We start from the raw sequence: 16,913 nt of genomic DNA, 5'->3' as shown, positions 1-16,913 counted from the left end.
ATTGGCGGAACAATAAGCGCTGGAAAAATGCTTCATACGCGCAATGCGCGGCTTCCGTGTTCCGCCAGCCACGCCAGAACCCTGCCAGGCATGGCCTGCAGCGACAACACTTCGTGGGCGGCGCCGATGGCGATGGCCTCGCGCGGCATGCCGAAGACCACGCACGACGCTTCATCCTGGGCAAAGTTGTAGGCACCGGCATTGCGCATTTCCAGCATGCCCTGTGCGCCATCCTTGCCCATCCCGGTCAGGATCACGCCCACCGCGTTCTTGCCGGCGCAGGTAGCGGCCGACTGGAACAGCACGTCCACCGAGGGACGATGGCGGTTCACCGGCGGCCCCTGGTCGAGCTGGGTCATGTAGTTGGCACCGCTGCGCACCAGTTTCAGGTGCGAGTGGCCCGGCGCGATGTAGGCATGGCCCGGCAGCACGCGTTCGTTGCCGGCCGATTCCACCACCGAGATCTTGCACAGGTTGTTGAGGCGCTGGGCGAAGGAGCGCGTAAAGCCTTCCGGCATGTGCTGGGTGATCAGGATGCCCGGGCAATCGGAGGGCATGCGGATCAGGAATTCCTTGATGGCTTCAGTGCCGCCCGTGGAAGCTCCGATGATGATCAGCTTTTCACTACTGGTGAGCGGATTGCGGATCTGCGGCAGGGCCTCGCCGGGCGTGGCGGCTTGCTCGGCCGCGCGCGACGGGCGGGCGCGCACGCGCGCCTTGGCGGCGGCACGGATCTTGTCGGCGATCATGTCGGCATATTCCTGCATGCCGCTCTGGATCGAGATCTTGGGCTTGGTCACGAAATCGATCGCGCCCAGCTCCAGCGCCCGCAGGGTGATTTCGGAACCGCGTTCGGTCAGCGAGGACACCATCACCACCGGCATGGGACGCAGGCGCATCAGCTTTTCGAGGAAATCCAGGCCATCCATGCGCGGCATTTCCACGTCCAGCGTCAGCACGTCCGGGTTGGTCTGCTTGATCAGCTCGCGCGCAATGATCGGATCCGGCGCCACGCCGACCACTTCCATATCCGGCTGGCTGCCGATGATTTCGCGCATGACACTGCGGATCAGTGCCGAATCGTCGACGATAAGAACTTTAATTTTCATCACTCAATCACTCAATCACTCAAACTCAATGTTGCAGGTTGCCCCGGGATGCTGCGGGCGGCCTCCACCCTGCCCCATCAGAACAGGTCCACCTCGCCGCCGACCGGCTTGGTGACCAGCTTGCTGGCGTAGGCTTTTTCGCGGTTCACCAGGGTGTCGTTGTGCATCTGCTTCAGCTTCTTGACCAGCACCTTGCCGGTACGCGGGAAGAAGTACACCTTGCGCGGATAAATGTCGTTGAGGTCTTCGGCGACCACGCGGATGCCTTCGGCCTTCAGGTAGCGCCGCACGAATTCGGCATTGCGCTCGCCCACGTTGATGGCCGAGAAGCCGCGCAGCACGTTGCCGCCGCCAAACACCTTGGCTTCCAGGTTCTCGCGCCGCGCGCCGCTCTTGAGCACTTCGTTGATCAGCACTTCCATGGCATAGGTGCCATAGCGCGCCGACGCCGAAACGGGGCTGCCGTCGTCACCGCCGCCGTCGGGCAGCATGAAGTGATTCATGCCGCCGATACCGGAGACACGGTCACGGATGCAGGCCGACACGCAGGAGCCCAGCACGGTGACGATCATCATGTCCTTGCTGGTGAAGTAGTACTCGCCCGGCAGGATCTTGGCCGCATCGCAATCGAAGGTACGGTCGTAGTAGAGATTGGTGGCAATCTGTTCCGAGGCGTGGCTCATGGCTTGGTCCTTGCGACACGCTGGTTGGCATTGAGCTCATAGACCGTCTTGCCTTTGAGCTTGAGTGCGTCGGAGACATACAGGAAGTTCTCCGAATGGCCGGCGAACAGCAAGGCATGGGGCTTCATCAATGGTACGAATCGGGACAGGATCTTGCTCTGGGTCGGTTTATCGAAATAGATCATCACGTTGCGGCAGAAGATCACGTCGAACTGGCCGCTGATGGGCCAGCCATCGGCCAGCAGGTTCAGCTGCTTGAAGGTGATCAGCTTGCGCAATTCGGGACGCACGCGCACGTAGCCTTCATGGCTACCCTTGCCGCGCAGGAAGAATTTCTTGACGCGCTCGGGCGACATCTTCTCAATGCGCTCCATGGGATAGACCCCATTGGCACCGGTGGCCAGCACGTTGGTATCGATGTCGGTGGCCACGATCTGCACCGGCGGCGTCATCGAGCCATAGGCCTCGCAGGCGCTCATGGCGATGGTGTAGGGTTCTTCCCCGGTGGACGCGGCCGAACACCAGATGGTGGCGGGCTCCTTCAAGGTCTTGAGGAAGTCGACCAGGATCGGGAAATGGTGTGCTTCCCGGAAGAACGAGGTGAGGTTGGTGGTCAGCGCGTTGGTGAAGGCTTCCCACTCGTCGGAGTCGTGGGTGCGCTCCAGCATGTCCAGGTATTGCTGGAAGGAAGTGATGCCGGTAGCCCGCAGGCGCCGCGCCAGGCGGCTGTAAACCATTTCCTGCTTGCTGTCGGCCAGCGCGATGCCAGCCCGCTGGTAGATCAGGCCACGCACTCGCTCGAAATCGCGGCTGTTGAAATCGAACTCCTTGCCGGATGATTCGCCCTTGCCCGGTACCGTCGGCTTCACTGTCTTTCCTTCCCTGGCGCAGCGCATCGCGGCGCTGCTTGCTGTCTGTCGCCCGCCCCATCCGGACGGACATCCCCTTGGCGCATAATCTATCAGGCGCCAAGCGGGGTCAAGCGAATCAGCCTTGGAAATGAAACGGTTTTACCCCCCTATTGCGGCAAGTCAATCGAGGGCGGGCGTGCATAGGCTTCTCAATCCTTGGAAATCCTCACCGGCCGCGCGGGACGGGCCGCCCCGGCAAGCGCGCTGCGCCCGGTGCTGGTGCCACGATAGCCGAGCCCGTGGCGGCGGCAGGTGCCGCCTGTGCCGACGCATGGCTGGACCGATAACCTACGCGGAAACCGCCCCAGTGCTTGCCGTTGACGTAGATCGGCACCGACAGGTCGTGCATCACTTCGCCGGTATCGCGTCGGTAGGTTTGCAGCAGGAAGGGCTTGGTATTGGCACCGCAGCGTTTGCCGGTGCGATCGCTGAAGATGCGTTTGGTGCGGTTGTTGACCAGGTCGGTGTCGTAATCGCCAGTCAGGGGCTGCGAGAACTTCTTGTTGTGGGTCGGGAAATAACCATTGTTGTCCACCGCCCCCGCATAGGCCAGTTGCGGCATGCTCGCCAGCAGTCCTTCCTGGATGGCCGGCAGCACCCGATCGGTGAAGCCGTCGAACTGGCTGGAATGCTTCTGCGGGGAGGTATTCGGGATGGGCTTGTAGCTGCGGTCGAACAGGGCCGCCTCGCTGATCTGGCCGGAGCGGATCGCTGCCTCGAACAGCTTGCCCACGGCCTGGGCCGCCTGGGTGGCGGCTACCCGGATATCGTCATGCCCGCTGCGCGCACCGCCATCGATGATGGCCTCGAAGACGGCCTCGGCGCGTTCCGAGAGCACCATGGCGGAGGCCGCCACGCGCGGCAGTTCACCGTCAGTCTGCAGCATGCCGTTGCGGATATCCGTGATCGCTTCGGCGATCTCCTGGGTGGTTTGCACGTGTTCGCGCGAGGCCACCGCGATTTCTTCGATCTGCTCCTGCGACTGGCTGGCGGAGCGTTCGATGCTGTTGAGCAGGCCGTGCACCTTCTCCACGTTCTGCGCCGCCTCCAGCACCCGGCTGCTCAGAGAATTCATGCCGTTGGCGGCGCGCTCGGCTTCTTCCGTAATGGCGCGCACCATCACGCCGATGTCGTCGGTCGCCTCCTTGGTGCGCTGGGCCAGCTGGCGCACCTCCCCGGCAACCACCGCGAAGCCGCGCCCCTGCTCGCCCGCGCGCGCAGCCTCGATGGCGGCATTCAGGGCCAGCAGGTTGGTGCGGGCAGCGATCTCGCTGATGACTTCGGTGATGCCGTGGATGCGTCGCGATTTTTCCTGCAACTGCGCCATCATCGAGGAGGCCGACAGCGCATCCGTACGGGCCTGGCCGATCTGCTGCAGGCCACGGTCGACTTCCGAGCGCCCGCTGACGCTCTCGGTGCGTACTTCGGCAGCAATCGACGAGGCGCGCTCGGCATTCGCCGCGATCTGTTCGGTCGTGGCCGCGTTCTGCTCGGCACTGGCGGCGATGCGGTCGGCGGCCACCACGTCCTTGCTGATCTTGTTCTTGATGGTATCGACGAAGAAAGACGTTTCCGCCGCACCGATCATGATGTGATCAATCTCGCCGCTGATCTTGTCGACCAGTTGCCCATTCCCGGGTTGTGCGCGCCGCTGCGCCAAGGCAAAACCGACCAGGCCCAGCAAGACTGCGATAGCGCTGCTGCCGGGCGCACTCAGCCACTGCTCTGCACCTGCAGCCTGCAAGGCCAGCGCCGTGCCGCCACCGAGCACCAGGCCAGCCACCCAAGGCAATGCAGCCGTCCACGCCTGTGCGGATGCACCGGTCCCCGTGTTCTTCCCCATTCTCGTCTCCTCGCGGATTTTCCGCTTTTCTTCACCTGATCCATCACAGGTTTGATTGCGGACGAAACACGCCGCATTGTCCTGAGGCTATAGCGGCCAGCTTACGCGTAACTGAATGAACAAAGCTTCATACAGCCATATTGCCACAGCACAAGAGCCCCGGCGCCCTCACGGCGCGAGCCGCTTGCCAATTTGCGACACAAGGCAGCTATAATGCCCACCTACATAGGATAGGGGGGTATGGTATATGGCACACCTGACACAGGACACGGACGCCCTGCTCAAGCGCGTACGCCGCATCGGCGGCCAGGTACAGGCGCTGGAGCGCGCCTTGGAGGGCGAGGCCGAGTGCGCCAAGACCCTGCACCTGGCGGCGGCCATCCGGGGTGCCGTGCATGGGCTGATGGACGAATTGATCGAAGCGCACGCACGCGAACACGTGGCCCGCCCGGGGCTGACCGACGAGCAGCGCCAACAGGGACTGGCCGAAGTCCTGGAAGCGATCCGCCGTTATGCCAAGTGAAACTGAAGGAGTCTTCATGAACAATCCCGCCACCTACCGCCACGAACACCTTTACCTGGGTGCCAACCATGACCGCAACACACGCCGTACGCTGTGGGTGGTGGCGTTGACGGCCGTCATGATGGTGGCCGAGATTGCGGCCGGCTATTTCACGGGTTCGATGGCCCTGCTGGCCGATGGCTTCCATATGGCCACCCATACCGGCGCACTGGCCATTGCGGCCGGCGCCTACGTCTTTGCGCGCCGGCACGCGCATGACGGGCGCTTCAGCTTCGGTACCGGCAAGGTGGGTGACCTGGCCGGCTTTGCTTCGGCCCTGGTCCTGGCGGTGATTGCGATTGGCATCGGCGGCGAATCGCTGTGGCGCCTGGCCAGCCCGACGGCGGTGGACTTTGGGGAGGCAATACCGATTGCCGTTGTCGGGCTGATCGTCAACATCGCCAGCGCCCTGCTGCTGATGGAAGGACATCACGGGCATGGACATGCTCACGAAGACGGACACACGCATCATGGGCATGCGCAACATCACGACCATGGGCACGGCGACCATCAAGGCCATCACGGTCATCATCATGACGGCCATGACAACAACCTGCGTTCAGCCTACCTGCACGTAGTGGCCGACGCCCTCACCTCGGTGCTGGCCATCGCTGCCCTCCTGGCGGGCCTCTATCTGGGCTGGACCTGGCTGGACCCGGTCATGGGGGTGGTGGGTGCGGTAGTGATTGCGAACTGGTCCTACAGCCTGTTGCGCGCCAGTGCGGCGGTGCTGCTGGACGTGACCGATGCCCAAGTGGCGGCGCGCATCGAGCAGGCGCTGGAGGGCGAGCCGGTGCAGATCGAGGATCTGCACGTCTGGCGCATCGGTCCGGCTGCACGGGCGGCCATCGTCAGCGTGTCGACGGGTGCTGCCATCACGGAAGCGCAATTGCGCGGGAAGCTGGCCTCAGTCAATGAATTGCGCCACCTGACGCTGGAGTTGCGGCAGGCCGGGTGATTGCGCAGCGGATCGTATTTGAGACAGTGAAGAAAAAGACAGCGGCCGCGGCCGCTGTCTTTACGTCTGCCGCCCTGCTTCAGCGCCAGCCGCGATGCCAGCCGTAGTGGGGATGGTGCCAACCCCAGCCGTAATAGGAGTGATACTCCCAGACCCAGCCCGGGCCGGGCGAGGCATAGGTGGGCTGAACATAGACGACGCCCGGTGGAGCAACATAGGCCGGCTGCGCCACGTAGGCAGGCCGGACCGTGGGCGGGGTGACCACGCAGCCGCTCAGGCCAAAGGCGGCAGCCAGCGCCGGTATCAATAGTAGGGATTTCATGGACTTGCTCCTGATCTTGTTTGGCGGAATAGGCCGGCCCACAGGGGGGCCGGCGGCCACTTGGGGTGGTGATCAGGTAACGAGCTGGGCCGGGGGTGGGCGGACGTGAAATTGTATTTATGTGTAAGCAATCTTATCCGCCCCCCATCCTCTTCACGATCAGTGGAGCGGAATACGCGATACAAACAACTCAGCGCCGGGACGGGTGAAGTGAATTTTGTCCAGGAACAACGAAGATTTGTCTTTTTCCTGGATCACATCGCACCGACCCTGCGGACAAATCACATCCATCATTGAAATATATTGCAACTTATTGGCCAGTGTGCTGGCAAAGCGAGCGTTCAACGCGGCGCGCTCCTGTTTGTTCATGATCGAGGAAAGATCAATGCCGATGACGTTGCTGTACGCCAGAATCAGCGGCAGACTAATGTAGAACTCAGGCGACGGGCCTAGCACGATAACTTTCACTCCCCGCGCCTTGAGTTTCTCTACAACCTCGGGCAATCCCTCCAAATCAGTCTCATTCCAACGGGCAAAGAGAATAACGGTCTTGATATCGTGCCGACCTCCCAACCCATCCGGGCCCCAGGCCAGGTCATCCAGTCGCTTGGTAAAGTCGGGCCAGCCGCCACGATTTGAGAGACGATATTCGACCGCCGTGGCCTGCAGTACGTTGTACTCGGGCATTTTTTCTTGAAGGGCCAGCGCGATGTTGGCCGCCAAACTATCGCCCATGACCAGCAAACCGGGCTTGTTCATGTCTCCACGCAAACAAGTCTTCTGGTCATAGGTGTCGAAGCCGAAACGATAGGACAAGAAGCATTGGCCTTCGCGGAACATCGCCCGCTCGTTGGGAGCCGGCTGAAGATAGCGCATGGCCATCGGGTTGCGCTGCCAAAGACCTTCCGCTCCATAGGAAATCGAAGCGATCAGGCCGGCGGTCAGTGCGAAGACGGCGGGCACGAACAGCCAGCCAGCAGCCGATTTGGCAGGTCGATACCGCGCCAGCACGGGTTGCTCGACCAGCCGCCAGCAGAGATATCCCAGCACGATGCTCAGCACCAGCGCAACCAGCTGGTGCGACAAACGTTCGAGCGGGAAAAACATACCGATCAGACACACAACCGGCCAGTGAGCGAGATATACCGAATAGGACATGTCACCCAACCGTACCAGGACGCGCGATGAAAGAAGCTTATTGACCCAGTTGAGCTGCCCTGCCCCAAGAATCGTCATCGCAGTACCCAGCACCGCGCCCAAGGCACCTACGCCAGGGAAGACATAGCTTTCCTTGTAAAAGCATATCCAGCCCATCATCAATACGAAGCCACCGATCGAAAAGAACTGGGCCAGCACTGGCTTGATCTTGTCGCGGTCAACGTAGGCGACCAATGCGCCAGCCAAAAACTCCCAACCGCGATACCACGGCAAGTAGAACGCCGCAGTTGCATCGTGCGATGTGGCGAGCACGGCTGCGAAAAAACTGGCCAGCGACAAGATCAGCAGCCATCTAAACGGTTTGCTGGTATACCTCACCAGTAACACTGCCAGCAGTGGAAAAACAAGATAGAACTGCTCTTCAACACCCAGCGACCAAGTATGCAGAACGGGATTTGAGGTACCGCTGGCAAAGTAGTCGATGGTGCCGGCATAGTAAAGATTTGCAACACCTGCTGCAGAGGCGATCAACGAGGGCAATAACGTGTTGTTGATCGAAATTGGCGTCAGGATGGAAAACACGACTGCCGTCAGCAACAAGGTAACAATCAGTGCGGGAAGCAAGCGCCAAGCACGACGAACGTAGAATTCCAGGAAAGAAAAGTTACCTGCAGTGATACGCCTGCGCAGCAATAACGTGATCACGAACCCGGAAATGACGAAGAAAATATCCGGGCCCTGATATCCCCCGGCCAAGGTGGTGAACTTGACGTGGAACAGCAGCACTGCCAGGACGGCAATACCCCGCAAACCTTGAACTGCCTGGATCTTGCCGGAGTCGGCTGCGCTCGCAGCGACTTTCAGACTCTGCATCGGAATCACCTTAAAACTGTTGTACGTGGTCAGCCATTCTCAACGCCAAAGCGACAATGCTCAGCGTCGGATTCGCATGGCCATTGGTTGGAAACACCGATGAGCTCAATATCAGCAGGTTGCTCACGCCATGGACGCGGCAATTGACATCCACCACGCTGTGGTCAGCCGAGCGTCCCATGCGAGTGCTCCCGATATGATGCCCGCCCACTGGCAGGGCACGCGTAACCTGCTCCCTCAGTTCTCCATGATCAAAGTCCAGCCGACAATGGCGCGTCTTCGACAGCAAGTTTTGCATGGTCATGAAAGATTGAATTCCAGACTCGATATCCTGGGAAGTCAGGCGCCATTGAACATCCACACGGCGCATGCCATATCGGTCAGTGGCATCCAGCAGACGGATACGGTTGCCAGCATCACTGACCTGCTCGCTGTTGAATTCCAGCGGGTAGGTGCCATTGCGGTTGGGTATGAGGGTGTAAGGCAGTTTGCGCTTGGCCAGCTTGCGCTTGACTACCATGTCGTAGGCAAAGCCAAACACGGAACCTGCGTCCAGCACTACATTTCGCAGATGAGCAAGTCGCTGCGGATCGCCCACCTGGTTTTGACTACCGTGATTGAGAATATCCTGGTGCTCCGATGGCAACACGGACTTGGCTAGATAGATCGCCGACAGCACGCCACTGCCATGCCCTGGATCACCGTAGGACGGGAAATGCAGGCGCAAGGTGGAATTGAGCAAGCCCAACCGGTTTTGCCAATGCGGAGTGAACTGTAGTTTGCGGCGAGCATATACGCCATCCTGGGTCTTCTGGAAGCGAAAACGGGGCTTTTCCCCCTTTAACCGCATCTCACCAAAGATCAGATCGAAGTGACACGCATAATATCGGCCCAGGCTGCTGTCAAAACGCGCCCAAGCAGGGACTTGCTCGCGCGTACACAACAGCAGCCGGGTCGCTTCGATGGCGCCGCCTGCCAGCACGATCTGTCCGGCCCGTACCTGGATTTCCTGCTGGCCGTCGTGCAGCACGATGGATTCAATGCGAGAACCATTGGCGTTGCTCACCAACCGCGTGCACCGCGCACGCAATACGACCATCACTCGGTCGGATGCTTTCAGTTCTTCGGAGAATTTCGCCGCAAAATCCGTGGGTAGACTGTAACGCTCGATATGTTCGCTGAGGGCCTCATCAAGCTGGGGAAGTTCCGAAAACATCGGACCATTGCCACCGGCAAGGCATGCAGGAGAAAAGTCCGCAGCACCCGCATCACAATATTGCATAGCCGCGGGCAGGTAGCGCGCGTATTCGTCGTACGAAATTGGCCAGCCACTGAGCGGCACGTGAGCACGCGTTGCGAAATCGGCCGGGTCCAGCGGCACGCAGCGGCCGCCCCACAAATGCGTCGTGCCGCCAAAACGCTGGCGACGGTATTCGGTCGTCCCCGGGTGCGGTGCAGCGGCGCTGCCTTGATAGGCATCATCATCGACCTGCTCTTCGCGCCAGTCGCCACCATCAACCAGCAACACCCGTTGGCCTTTGCGCGCCAACGCCACAGCCAAGCTGAGTCCGCCCGGGCCGCTGCCGACCACACAGACCGGATAATCCTGGAGGCTTGCAATTTCGCAATCAGACAGATATCGAATCAAGCTGACCTCCCCTCAAGCTTGCGGGAGGCCATGTGCGGCAAACAGCTGCTCCAGCTTCCCCACTTCGGTGCCGAGATGGTGCTTGCCGCGTACGGCTTTGGCGCCCTGCTGCCCCATTGCCTGCAATCGCTCTACCGATGCCGATGTTACCTCGTCGATCGCTGCGACCAGCGCTTCAACCGATCCAGGCGCCACCACCCAGCCATTGACCCCGTCCTCCACCAACTCAGGGATACCAGCAATACGCGTGCTGATGACAGGGCGCGACAGGGCTAGCGCCTCCATCACCACCACCGGCAATCCTTCAGCGAAGCTCGGTAGTACAAGCGCCCGGCTACGCTCTATTTCTGCCCTGACTTCAGCGCTGCTCTTCCAGCCAAGAATGCGAATCACGTTGGCCAAAGGGCCGTTAGCCATTGCTTTCTCAATGAAAGGCCTCAATGGCCCATCCCCGACCAGCACCAGCTCGCACGGCTTGCCAGCGTTGACGTGGCGGGTGACGGCCTCAATCAGCAGGGGTACGCCCTTCTCTGCACAAAGGCGACCGACGAATACCAGGCGCGGGACTTGCGGAATCGGCAGTGCAGGTGCGTCTTCAAAGGCCGGCCCCACGCCACAACGCACCACGTTCAAACGCGGCCAGGCTTGTACCTCGGAAAACAGCATGCATTGGCTTTTGCAGAAATGCGTGATGGTGGCAGTGAAGGCAGAACGCTGCACCTTTTCGCCCAGCGCCCATGCGACGGGATGAAAGAAAATACCCGGACCATGCACTGTCATGCTGTAAGGGATACCGCTGAGTATGGAGGCATACATGGCCACCGTGGCGGAGTTCTCAGCGATGTGGTTATGCAGGATCTGTATCTTTTGCTCGCTCAAGCGCCGAGCCAGGTAGCAGGCTTCGATCAGATATAGAACGTGCAGCAGGGCCGGGCGCAGTCCCGCCGCGCGGGTACGCCGCGCCAGCTTCAGTACTTCCAGAACGCGTCCGGGCGAACGAAGCAAGGTAGACAGAGCTACCCCAAGCAAACGCGGCAGGCCGTTTTCAAGAATGTAGTCAGTAGTCGCCTGCTCGCTCTTGACGTCCGAGCTGACTGAGGCGTCGCCCGCCTCACGTCGGATGGAGAAGGTATGCACCTCATGACCGCGACGGCGCAGTTCCAGAACTTCGTTGCGGATGAAGGTATCACTGGCGCGCGCGTAGACGCTGGTCAGGTAGGCTATTCTCATTTTATTGTTGCAGACAGTGTTGAATGGGCGCAGGAGGAAGCAAATGAACGTTGCAGGCATTGATCATCGGACTACCCGCGCGGTTCCAATTCCTTCATCAAAGGCCCACTGCGCGGATTCGGCCAAGCCTTGGGAATAGGGGCGCGGCGCGAACTTCAGGAGGGCACGCGCACGCTGACCATCGATACGAAGATCTTGGTGCCACAAACGCAAAAAGGACGGCGATACGGCCACCGGCAACCGCAGCCCGGACCAGCCTGCCGCATTTGCCACGCGCTGCGCCATACGAATGAACAGCGTACCCAGCCTGGCATCAAGCTTGAGCCGGATCGGAGGTACGCGGTTGGCCGGGCTAACCCCAAGGGCCTGCGCCAGATCAACGAAATAACGATTCCAGCGCGGACTATCAGCACCCACAAGATTGAAAATGGCAGCCCCCCGTTCTGCTGGGCCATCTACTTCGGCAGTGAATTGCAAGGACAGGAGTACAGCAGCACACACGTCGTCAACGTGCACAAGATTGGACCAGCCCTCGCCGAGCGCGCCGAGATCGCCAATCCGGCCAGCGACGAGCAGCCGGGCCATCTGCGCCACCCACATGTCGCTGCCCGCGCCGTACACACATCCGGGACGCAACATGACGACAGGATGTCCCGCCTGCGCATAGGCCTTCATATGTTCTTCGGCCTCGCATTTCGCTTGGGCATACCAGCTAGCTCCCGGATCAAGAGCGCTGTCTTCGTTCAGGCATCCTTCCTGGCGCCCATAGACGGCCATGGAACTCATGTGCACGATTCGCGGGCAGGAGGTCTGCAGCGCTACCTCGGTCAAGAGTTGCGCGCCACGGGCAATCGCGCCGCCCTGCCCGGTCACGCAATTGACCACCGCATCAATGTCACCCATAGCGCGGCGCAGGCTTGAGGCGTCTAGGGTGTCGACCTGCCGAAACTCCAAACCATCAGCATTCACGGCGGGGGCGCGACGACCGGCCAAAACGGGGTTGGCCCAACCACTCGCGCGCAAGCATGAAACCAGCCGCTGCCCGATGAAACCGGTCGCCCCAAGTACTAGCACTTTCACATAAGCTCCCGTGATGTTCTTCAAAATCAGGAATAGTTGATGCAGCTGATTCATCGTTTGGCGCATTGCAAGAGCGGGCGCTCTTACCTCGAGCAGTGCCTGCACCACCACACGCCGCATTACGCAGCCGCCCGATCAATCACATGAAAGCGCGTCTCACGCGGATGCGTTCTTGATTCCTTTTGTTGCTGCATTGCAACCACTGTTTATTTATATCGGCCGTCGCTAGGAGCCATGTTCTCCGGGCTTAAAGCCAACGCGCCTTTGTCGCCACCGCGCACGGATTTTTGCGCCGCATCATTTTTGGTTGCCAATATTACACGGCGCATAAATGGTGAGCAATATGAAGCAATGACACGCGATCAACCTGCATGACGTCGGATCAGCCCGGAGGCGTGGCGATCGAACGCGCCCGACAAGCCCAACGGGTGCGCCATCGCCGCAGCCGACTGGCGTCTTGAGCGCAATACGTTTTGGTTATGAGCCAAGCAAGACCGTGAGCAATTCGCAAACACTCACGGAAGCGGACGTACCTTGGTTGCGGACTTTGCAAGCGTCCGTCTTGCAAGCCAAGCTGCAGCAGCCTTGCGCACGGGTTCGTCGTAGAAGTGATGAAGTGACCAGGCAATCGCCACCAGGAGCACCAAAATCACAAACCCAGCCAGCGGCGCATATGCACCCACACTCCGGCCTGTCGCCGACAAGAAACCATGCTGAACGAGTTCAGATAGCGGGCTGTGGACGATGTAGAGAGGATAGGAAACGATCCCCAGCAGCTTGCAAAGGCTAGCCAAAACCCCAGTCGGCTGAAAGCGCATGCCGACGTAGACCAGCAGAGGGAACACAATGGCGACGGCCAATGCATCGTACACTGGGAGGATGGATGCAGAGGGCGATGCCGTCAGCACCAGGGTCATGCCTGCTATCCCAAGGAGGGCGTTGCGGTTGCTGAGTTGAATTGTCGTCGCTCTGCGAAGATACCAGCGGTAGAGCAGGACGCCGGCGCCAAATGAAAAGCCGACGCGAAGAAAACTGACGTAATACGTGCGCCGGTAGAATCCCGCGTCAAAGTTGTGCGCAGGCCAGTAAAGGGTGAAAGCGATCAGACCCAGCAAACAGAATGCCATCACCGCTATGAGCACGCGATTGCTGAGAGACTTCGCTTTCCATCCATAGACCAGATTGACGATGAGCTCGGAAGACAGTGACCACGCCGGGCCGTTCAAGGGAAACAGCGTGTGCGTGTACAAGGCAGGCAACAACAGCAGCCCAAAGCTTGCAGCGGCAAGCGTATGGCCTTTGTAGGGCATGGCATCAACCAAGGAGGCCAGGATGCCAATGCACATTCCGATGAAATATAAGGGATATAACCGCAGAAGGCGGATTTTCATGAACGCCGCCAATGACATGCCGTTCAGCAATCTTGCCTCATATGACCGAGCCAGAACTGCGCCGCTCAGGAGAAAAAACAGGTCAACCGATAGGTAGCTTGAGAAAAAGGGATTGCCGCCAAAGTAGGGCAACGTATGGCGCAAGACAACCAGGATCGCTGCTATTCCTCTGAACCCATCGAGCGTCAGGAAATGGTCTTTGTTATTCATACGCTTCCCAATAGGATATTCATTAGCTTTTGAACAAGAGCGAGAATAACCGATATTGGGCGGCCGCTGCAGTGCGTCATTTGAAAAATTCCGCCAAATCGGGGTGAATGACCCATTGGAAAGGGTAGCCGATGTGCGAAATTGAAGCGGAAAACAAAAAAGCATCGGATACGTTTTCGTATTCGATGCTTTTTGCCTCAGGCAGTGCTGAGTTTTTCGTTGGTCGGGACGGTGTGATTCGAACACACGACCCCTTGCACCCCATGCAGGTGACATTTTAAGCGCAGACCACGCCAGTACTGGATTTGCGCACAGCACCTCTAATATACAGTGTTAAATTATCTACCTCGAAAAGCAGATTCTGTGCGCTTGGGGAACTCTATATTAGAGGTATTTTTACTCACAGAGGGATCATGAGAGCCATCTCAAAATGGCGGCTCCGGTTTAGCTTTCCCAAATGCAACCTGCCACGTCTGCCAGTAAGAAACTTGCGGGCCATCGATTCCTCCAAGGCGCTCAATTCCGTAAATCACCATCCCACGCTCATCAAGCCATAGAATTTCTGGATTGACCAAGCACATCAGCCTGGCAGGAAAATAACGGAGATGCCCGTCCAATTCCTCGTTAAAACTCACGATTTCAGCGATAGAGTGAAATTCAGCGCGGTCATGGACACGGGAAATCTTCAGCTCGCCTACAGTGGGGGCGATCTTCCGCCTTTCCGATGGAGTTAAATTTACACCTCGGCTCTTTAGGCAGCGGACGGTCACCAGCACGCCCCTTCGTGGAGGCTTGCACATCTGCGCGCCATGCCCAGGCCCTACCCCCGGAGGGATATCCAAATCGTCGGCCTTCGGATGAGGCTCCATTTGTTCCTGCGATAAGCTCACACTAGCCCCGAAATACTGTACATATATACAGTATAACCTTCCGACGGCTATGTGGCTCAACTACAAGCCAAAGCCGATATTTTCACGTTATAAGGTAGGGGCGATAAATAAAAAAGCCCCGAGCCTCCACATGGGAAGCTCGGGGTTAGGTCCAGTTTGCACTGGAATGGGGACCGACGACGAATGAATCGCCGGCGGCTGCACTATAGCAGATTCAAGGCGGAGCCATCCCGTTCTCTCGGATGAATGCCTGCGCCGCGCGGGCGGTGGCGGCGGCCTCTTCAGCCTGGCCGATCAGCGCGCGAACAGCGCTCTCCAGCTCTGGAGGAAGTAGCCGGCCGGCGGTACTGGCTCCATCGCTGCCGACGGCGCCACTAGCTTGGGCAGGTCCGGGAGCGCCACCGTTGCACCAGGCTGCACCGAGGCGCAGCCGCTCAGAATTGCGCAGATCAGCGCGCACTTTTGCCATTTCATCGTCATAGCCTTTCTGGATCTGGGCCGATTTGAGCGCCTGCTCGGCGCCGATAGCCCGGTTTTGTTCGCGCCGTAGTTCCAGCGCAGCCTCAGCGGCGGCCGCCTGCAGCTTCACCTGGGCGTCCCACTTCGCCTGCACGCGGCCGGCGCCGTGGATCTCGCAGCCGAGGCAGAGCGCCACCAGGGCCAGAATCCAGTAGCACCAGGACGGGACGATGCGCAGCATTCCGAGGACGGCGATCATTGCAGCACCTGCTTCGCGTTCTTGTACAGCGCCAGGCGCTTGGCGTAGTCCATCGAATCCCCCAGTGCCTTGGTCCTCTGGCCGATGTTGATGAGGTCACACACGCCATCAAAATCGCCAGCATCGGCGTACTCACTCAGGTCGCGGGCGTGCCAGTAATAAGCAGCTGCGCGGGCCGCTGCCTCTGGCATCTCAAGCAGCTCCGGGCGATCCACGCAGTCCAGATGCAACGCCATCATCAGAGCAATGTAGTTGGCCTTGCCGGTAGTCTGCAGCAAGCCTCGACCGCGATACAGGTACCCTTCCCCGCTGGCCTCATCGCCGTTGCCCATGCGGCTGCAGTACAAGGCATTTCCCAAGCGCTCGGGGTTGCCGGCCAGCTCTGCGGCGCGCGGCACCAGCGAGCGCCAACGAGATCCTGGCTTGGATGCATTGCCAATCACCCGGATCCTGTCGGCTCCATAGTTCAGGTTTTCCGTCAGTGTGGAAAGCTGCCCAGACTCGGCCCCGACGTTGGCGAGGAACATGCCCTGGCGCTGGGCGGTGTCGATGCCAAACTCGCGCATGGCGGCATTGAGCGGCCCCAGAAAAAAAGAAGCCCGCATCGAGGCGGGCATGATCTGGCGCAACTGGTCTATCGTGAGGTCCATGGGATGCATCCTTTCAATCGGTCGCGCGTGGCGACGTACAGCCAGGGAATAGCGTAGAGGCCGGCGAAACCGGTGTTCATGGCCACCTCGCCTGTCTGCGGCGACGTGTAGCCATACAGCGGGCCCAATAGCACCGCCACGGCACCGGTAGCGAGGACCGAGCAAAACAGCCGATCAAGGTGGTGCTCGGCGCCAGGCGTCATCTCGTTGAGGGCACACAACGCCCGCAGCAGGATCAGGCCGGCGGCCACGAGGTTGATGATCAGAAGGTAATGGGTTGTCATTGGGAGGCTCCTGGTTGCGGATTACCCCCTCCAAATCGACTTTGCAGCTGCTGCAGCGCCAGCGGCACCAGCGTCTGCGAACACACTCCGATGGCGAAGGCGCTGAAGAAGCGCATCTGCTCCGGGATCTTGGCAGTCCAATCGAAATAGGACGACTGCGCCGCCCAGGCCATGGCCACCGGGCCGCCATAGGCCGCCACCAAGGCACTGGTGATCAGCGTGATGGCCATGCGCAGCAGCGGCGTCTGCCGTGTGAACGAGAGCGCCACACAGCCACCGAAGATGCCGGCCAGCAGCAGGTCATACTGCAGGCCAAGAAATGCACCCGTCAGAGTCACTGTGCCGATTGAGACGGCATACCCTGCCGCCGCGCTGGTTGTTGGTTCTGGCATT

The 16,913-nt window shown here is 59.9% G+C and carries 17 protein-coding genes; 2 read left to right on the top strand and 15 right to left on the bottom strand.

The features are described 5' to 3' along the window. Positions 1 to 32 precede the first annotated feature (32 nt). The 4 genes from FYB76_RS02565 to FYB76_RS02550 all read right to left on the bottom strand — a co-directional run bounded on the left by FYB76_RS02565 (position 33) and on the right by FYB76_RS02550 (position 4,546). Positions 33 to 1,109: a chemotaxis response regulator protein-glutamate methylesterase gene (locus FYB76_RS02565; RefSeq protein ID WP_039876336.1), complete on the bottom strand. Its 1,077-nt coding sequence runs from the start codon at positions 1,107 to 1,109 to the stop codon at positions 33 to 35. A gap of 77 nt (positions 1,110 to 1,186) precedes the next feature. Continuing rightward, complete coding sequence (gene cheD, locus FYB76_RS02560; protein WP_088753731.1) at positions 1,187 to 1,792, bottom strand: chemoreceptor glutamine deamidase CheD; 606 nt, start codon at positions 1,790 to 1,792, stop codon at positions 1,187 to 1,189. Beyond that, positions 1,789 to 2,661, bottom strand: coding sequence for a CheR family methyltransferase (locus FYB76_RS02555; RefSeq protein WP_088753730.1), 873 nt, complete (start codon positions 2,659 to 2,661; stop codon positions 1,789 to 1,791). Before FYB76_RS02555 ends, cheD begins: the two co-directional genes overlap by 4 nt. A gap of 208 nt (positions 2,662 to 2,869) precedes the next feature. Then, on the bottom strand, positions 2,870 to 4,546 hold the full coding sequence (locus tag FYB76_RS02550; protein ID WP_154132583.1) for a methyl-accepting chemotaxis protein: 1,677 nt from the start codon (positions 4,544 to 4,546) through the stop codon (positions 2,870 to 2,872). Between the two features lie 247 nt (positions 4,547 to 4,793). On the opposite strand from FYB76_RS02550, the gene FYB76_RS02545 reads away from it, so the two are divergent. Then, a complete protein-coding gene (locus FYB76_RS02545) occupies positions 4,794 to 5,069 on the top strand; it encodes a metal/formaldehyde-sensitive transcriptional repressor (RefSeq protein ID WP_088753728.1) in 276 nt (91 codons plus the stop codon). A 16-nt stretch (positions 5,070 to 5,085) separates the two neighbouring features. Continuing rightward, positions 5,086 to 6,066, top strand: a complete 981-nt coding sequence (gene dmeF / locus FYB76_RS02540; protein WP_154132582.1) for a CDF family Co(II)/Ni(II) efflux transporter DmeF — start codon at positions 5,086 to 5,088, stop codon at positions 6,064 to 6,066. A 79-nt stretch (positions 6,067 to 6,145) separates the two neighbouring features. Here dmeF and FYB76_RS02535 read toward each other — a convergent pair whose 3' ends face one another. From FYB76_RS02535 to FYB76_RS02485, 11 genes are all read right to left on the bottom strand, one after another. Next, positions 6,146 to 6,388, bottom strand: coding sequence for a hypothetical protein (locus tag FYB76_RS02535; protein WP_034330072.1), 243 nt, complete (start codon positions 6,386 to 6,388; stop codon positions 6,146 to 6,148). Between the two features lie 159 nt (positions 6,389 to 6,547). Further along, positions 6,548 to 8,419, bottom strand: a complete 1,872-nt coding sequence (locus tag FYB76_RS02530; RefSeq protein WP_154132581.1) for an acyltransferase family protein — start codon at positions 8,417 to 8,419, stop codon at positions 6,548 to 6,550. A 10-nt stretch (positions 8,420 to 8,429) separates the two neighbouring features. Next, positions 8,430 to 10,067 (bottom strand): GMC oxidoreductase, encoded by a 1,638-nt coding sequence (locus FYB76_RS02525; protein ID WP_154132580.1) that lies wholly within the window; start codon positions 10,065 to 10,067, stop codon positions 8,430 to 8,432. Between the two features lie 12 nt (positions 10,068 to 10,079). Continuing rightward, positions 10,080 to 11,357, bottom strand: coding sequence for a glycosyltransferase (locus FYB76_RS02520; RefSeq protein WP_154132579.1), 1,278 nt, complete (start codon positions 11,355 to 11,357; stop codon positions 10,080 to 10,082). A gap of 3 nt (positions 11,358 to 11,360) precedes the next feature. Next, positions 11,361 to 12,431 carry an NAD(P)-dependent oxidoreductase gene (locus FYB76_RS02515; RefSeq protein WP_195724553.1) on the bottom strand — a complete coding sequence of 357 codons (1,071 nt, stop codon included), beginning with the start codon at positions 12,429 to 12,431 and terminating at the stop codon, positions 11,361 to 11,363. 461 nt (positions 12,432 to 12,892) lie between these two features. Beyond that, positions 12,893 to 13,978: an acyltransferase gene (locus FYB76_RS02510; protein ID WP_154132577.1), complete on the bottom strand. Its 1,086-nt coding sequence runs from the start codon at positions 13,976 to 13,978 to the stop codon at positions 12,893 to 12,895. A gap of 425 nt (positions 13,979 to 14,403) precedes the next feature. Beyond that, entirely contained in the window at positions 14,404 to 14,754 is a 351-nt protein-coding gene (locus tag FYB76_RS02505; RefSeq protein WP_154132576.1) for a hypothetical protein, read from the bottom strand. Between the two features lie 328 nt (positions 14,755 to 15,082). Continuing rightward, positions 15,083 to 15,586: a hypothetical protein gene (locus FYB76_RS02500; RefSeq protein ID WP_154132575.1), complete on the bottom strand. Its 504-nt coding sequence runs from the start codon at positions 15,584 to 15,586 to the stop codon at positions 15,083 to 15,085. Then, positions 15,583 to 16,236, bottom strand: a complete 654-nt coding sequence (locus FYB76_RS02495; protein WP_154132574.1) for a glycoside hydrolase family 19 protein — start codon at positions 16,234 to 16,236, stop codon at positions 15,583 to 15,585. The genes FYB76_RS02500 and FYB76_RS02495 overlap by 4 nt, the downstream gene beginning before the upstream one ends. Further along, entirely contained in the window at positions 16,221 to 16,520 is a 300-nt protein-coding gene (locus FYB76_RS02490) for a hypothetical protein (protein ID WP_154132573.1), read from the bottom strand. The genes FYB76_RS02495 and FYB76_RS02490 overlap by 16 nt, the downstream gene beginning before the upstream one ends. Then, positions 16,517 to 16,912 carry a restriction endonuclease gene (locus FYB76_RS02485; RefSeq protein ID WP_154132572.1) on the bottom strand — a complete coding sequence of 132 codons (396 nt, stop codon included), beginning with the start codon at positions 16,910 to 16,912 and terminating at the stop codon, positions 16,517 to 16,519. The genes FYB76_RS02490 and FYB76_RS02485 overlap by 4 nt, the downstream gene beginning before the upstream one ends. Between the last annotated feature and the right edge of the window lies 1 nt (position 16,913).

Origin of the sequence: Herbaspirillum sp. CAH-3 (assembly GCF_009668275.1) — a bacterium.
Taxonomy (GTDB): Bacteria; Pseudomonadota; Gammaproteobacteria; order Burkholderiales; family Burkholderiaceae_D; genus Herbaspirillum; species Herbaspirillum aquaticum.
This window is presented reverse-complemented; position numbering and strand designations above follow the sequence as displayed.

Excerpts from the sequence above, each read along its gene's own strand:
- FYB76_RS02565 (WP_039876336.1), bottom strand. The coding sequence starts at position 1,109 with ATGAAAATTAAAGTTCTTATCGTCGACGATTCGGCACTGATCCGCAGT.
- cheD (WP_088753731.1), bottom strand. The coding sequence starts at position 1,792 with ATGAGCCACGCCTCGGAACAGATTGCCACCAATCTCTACTACGACCGT.
- FYB76_RS02550 (WP_154132583.1), bottom strand. The coding sequence starts at position 4,546 with ATGGGGAAGAACACGGGGACCGGTGCATCCGCACAGGCGTGGACGGCT.
- FYB76_RS02545 (WP_088753728.1), top strand. The coding sequence starts at position 4,794 with ATGGCACACCTGACACAGGACACGGACGCCCTGCTCAAGCGCGTACGC.
- dmeF (WP_154132582.1), top strand. The coding sequence starts at position 5,086 with ATGAACAATCCCGCCACCTACCGCCACGAACACCTTTACCTGGGTGCC.
- FYB76_RS02535 (WP_034330072.1), bottom strand. The coding sequence starts at position 6,388 with ATGAAATCCCTACTATTGATACCGGCGCTGGCTGCCGCCTTTGGCCTG.
- FYB76_RS02530 (WP_154132581.1), bottom strand. The coding sequence starts at position 8,419 with ATGCAGAGTCTGAAAGTCGCTGCGAGCGCAGCCGACTCCGGCAAGATC.
- FYB76_RS02520 (WP_154132579.1), bottom strand. The coding sequence starts at position 11,357 with ATGCCTGCAACGTTCATTTGCTTCCTCCTGCGCCCATTCAACACTGTC.
- FYB76_RS02515 (WP_195724553.1), bottom strand. The coding sequence starts at position 12,431 with ATGAATCAGCTGCATCAACTATTCCTGATTTTGAAGAACATCACGGGA.
- FYB76_RS02510 (WP_154132577.1), bottom strand. The coding sequence starts at position 13,978 with ATGAATAACAAAGACCATTTCCTGACGCTCGATGGGTTCAGAGGAATA.
- FYB76_RS02500 (WP_154132575.1), bottom strand. The coding sequence starts at position 15,586 with ATGATCGCCGTCCTCGGAATGCTGCGCATCGTCCCGTCCTGGTGCTAC.
- FYB76_RS02495 (WP_154132574.1), bottom strand. The coding sequence starts at position 16,236 with ATGGACCTCACGATAGACCAGTTGCGCCAGATCATGCCCGCCTCGATG.
- FYB76_RS02490 (WP_154132573.1), bottom strand. The coding sequence starts at position 16,520 with ATGACAACCCATTACCTTCTGATCATCAACCTCGTGGCCGCCGGCCTG.
- FYB76_RS02485 (WP_154132572.1), bottom strand. The coding sequence starts at position 16,912 with ATGCCAGAACCAACAACCAGCGCGGCGGCAGGGTATGCCGTCTCAATC.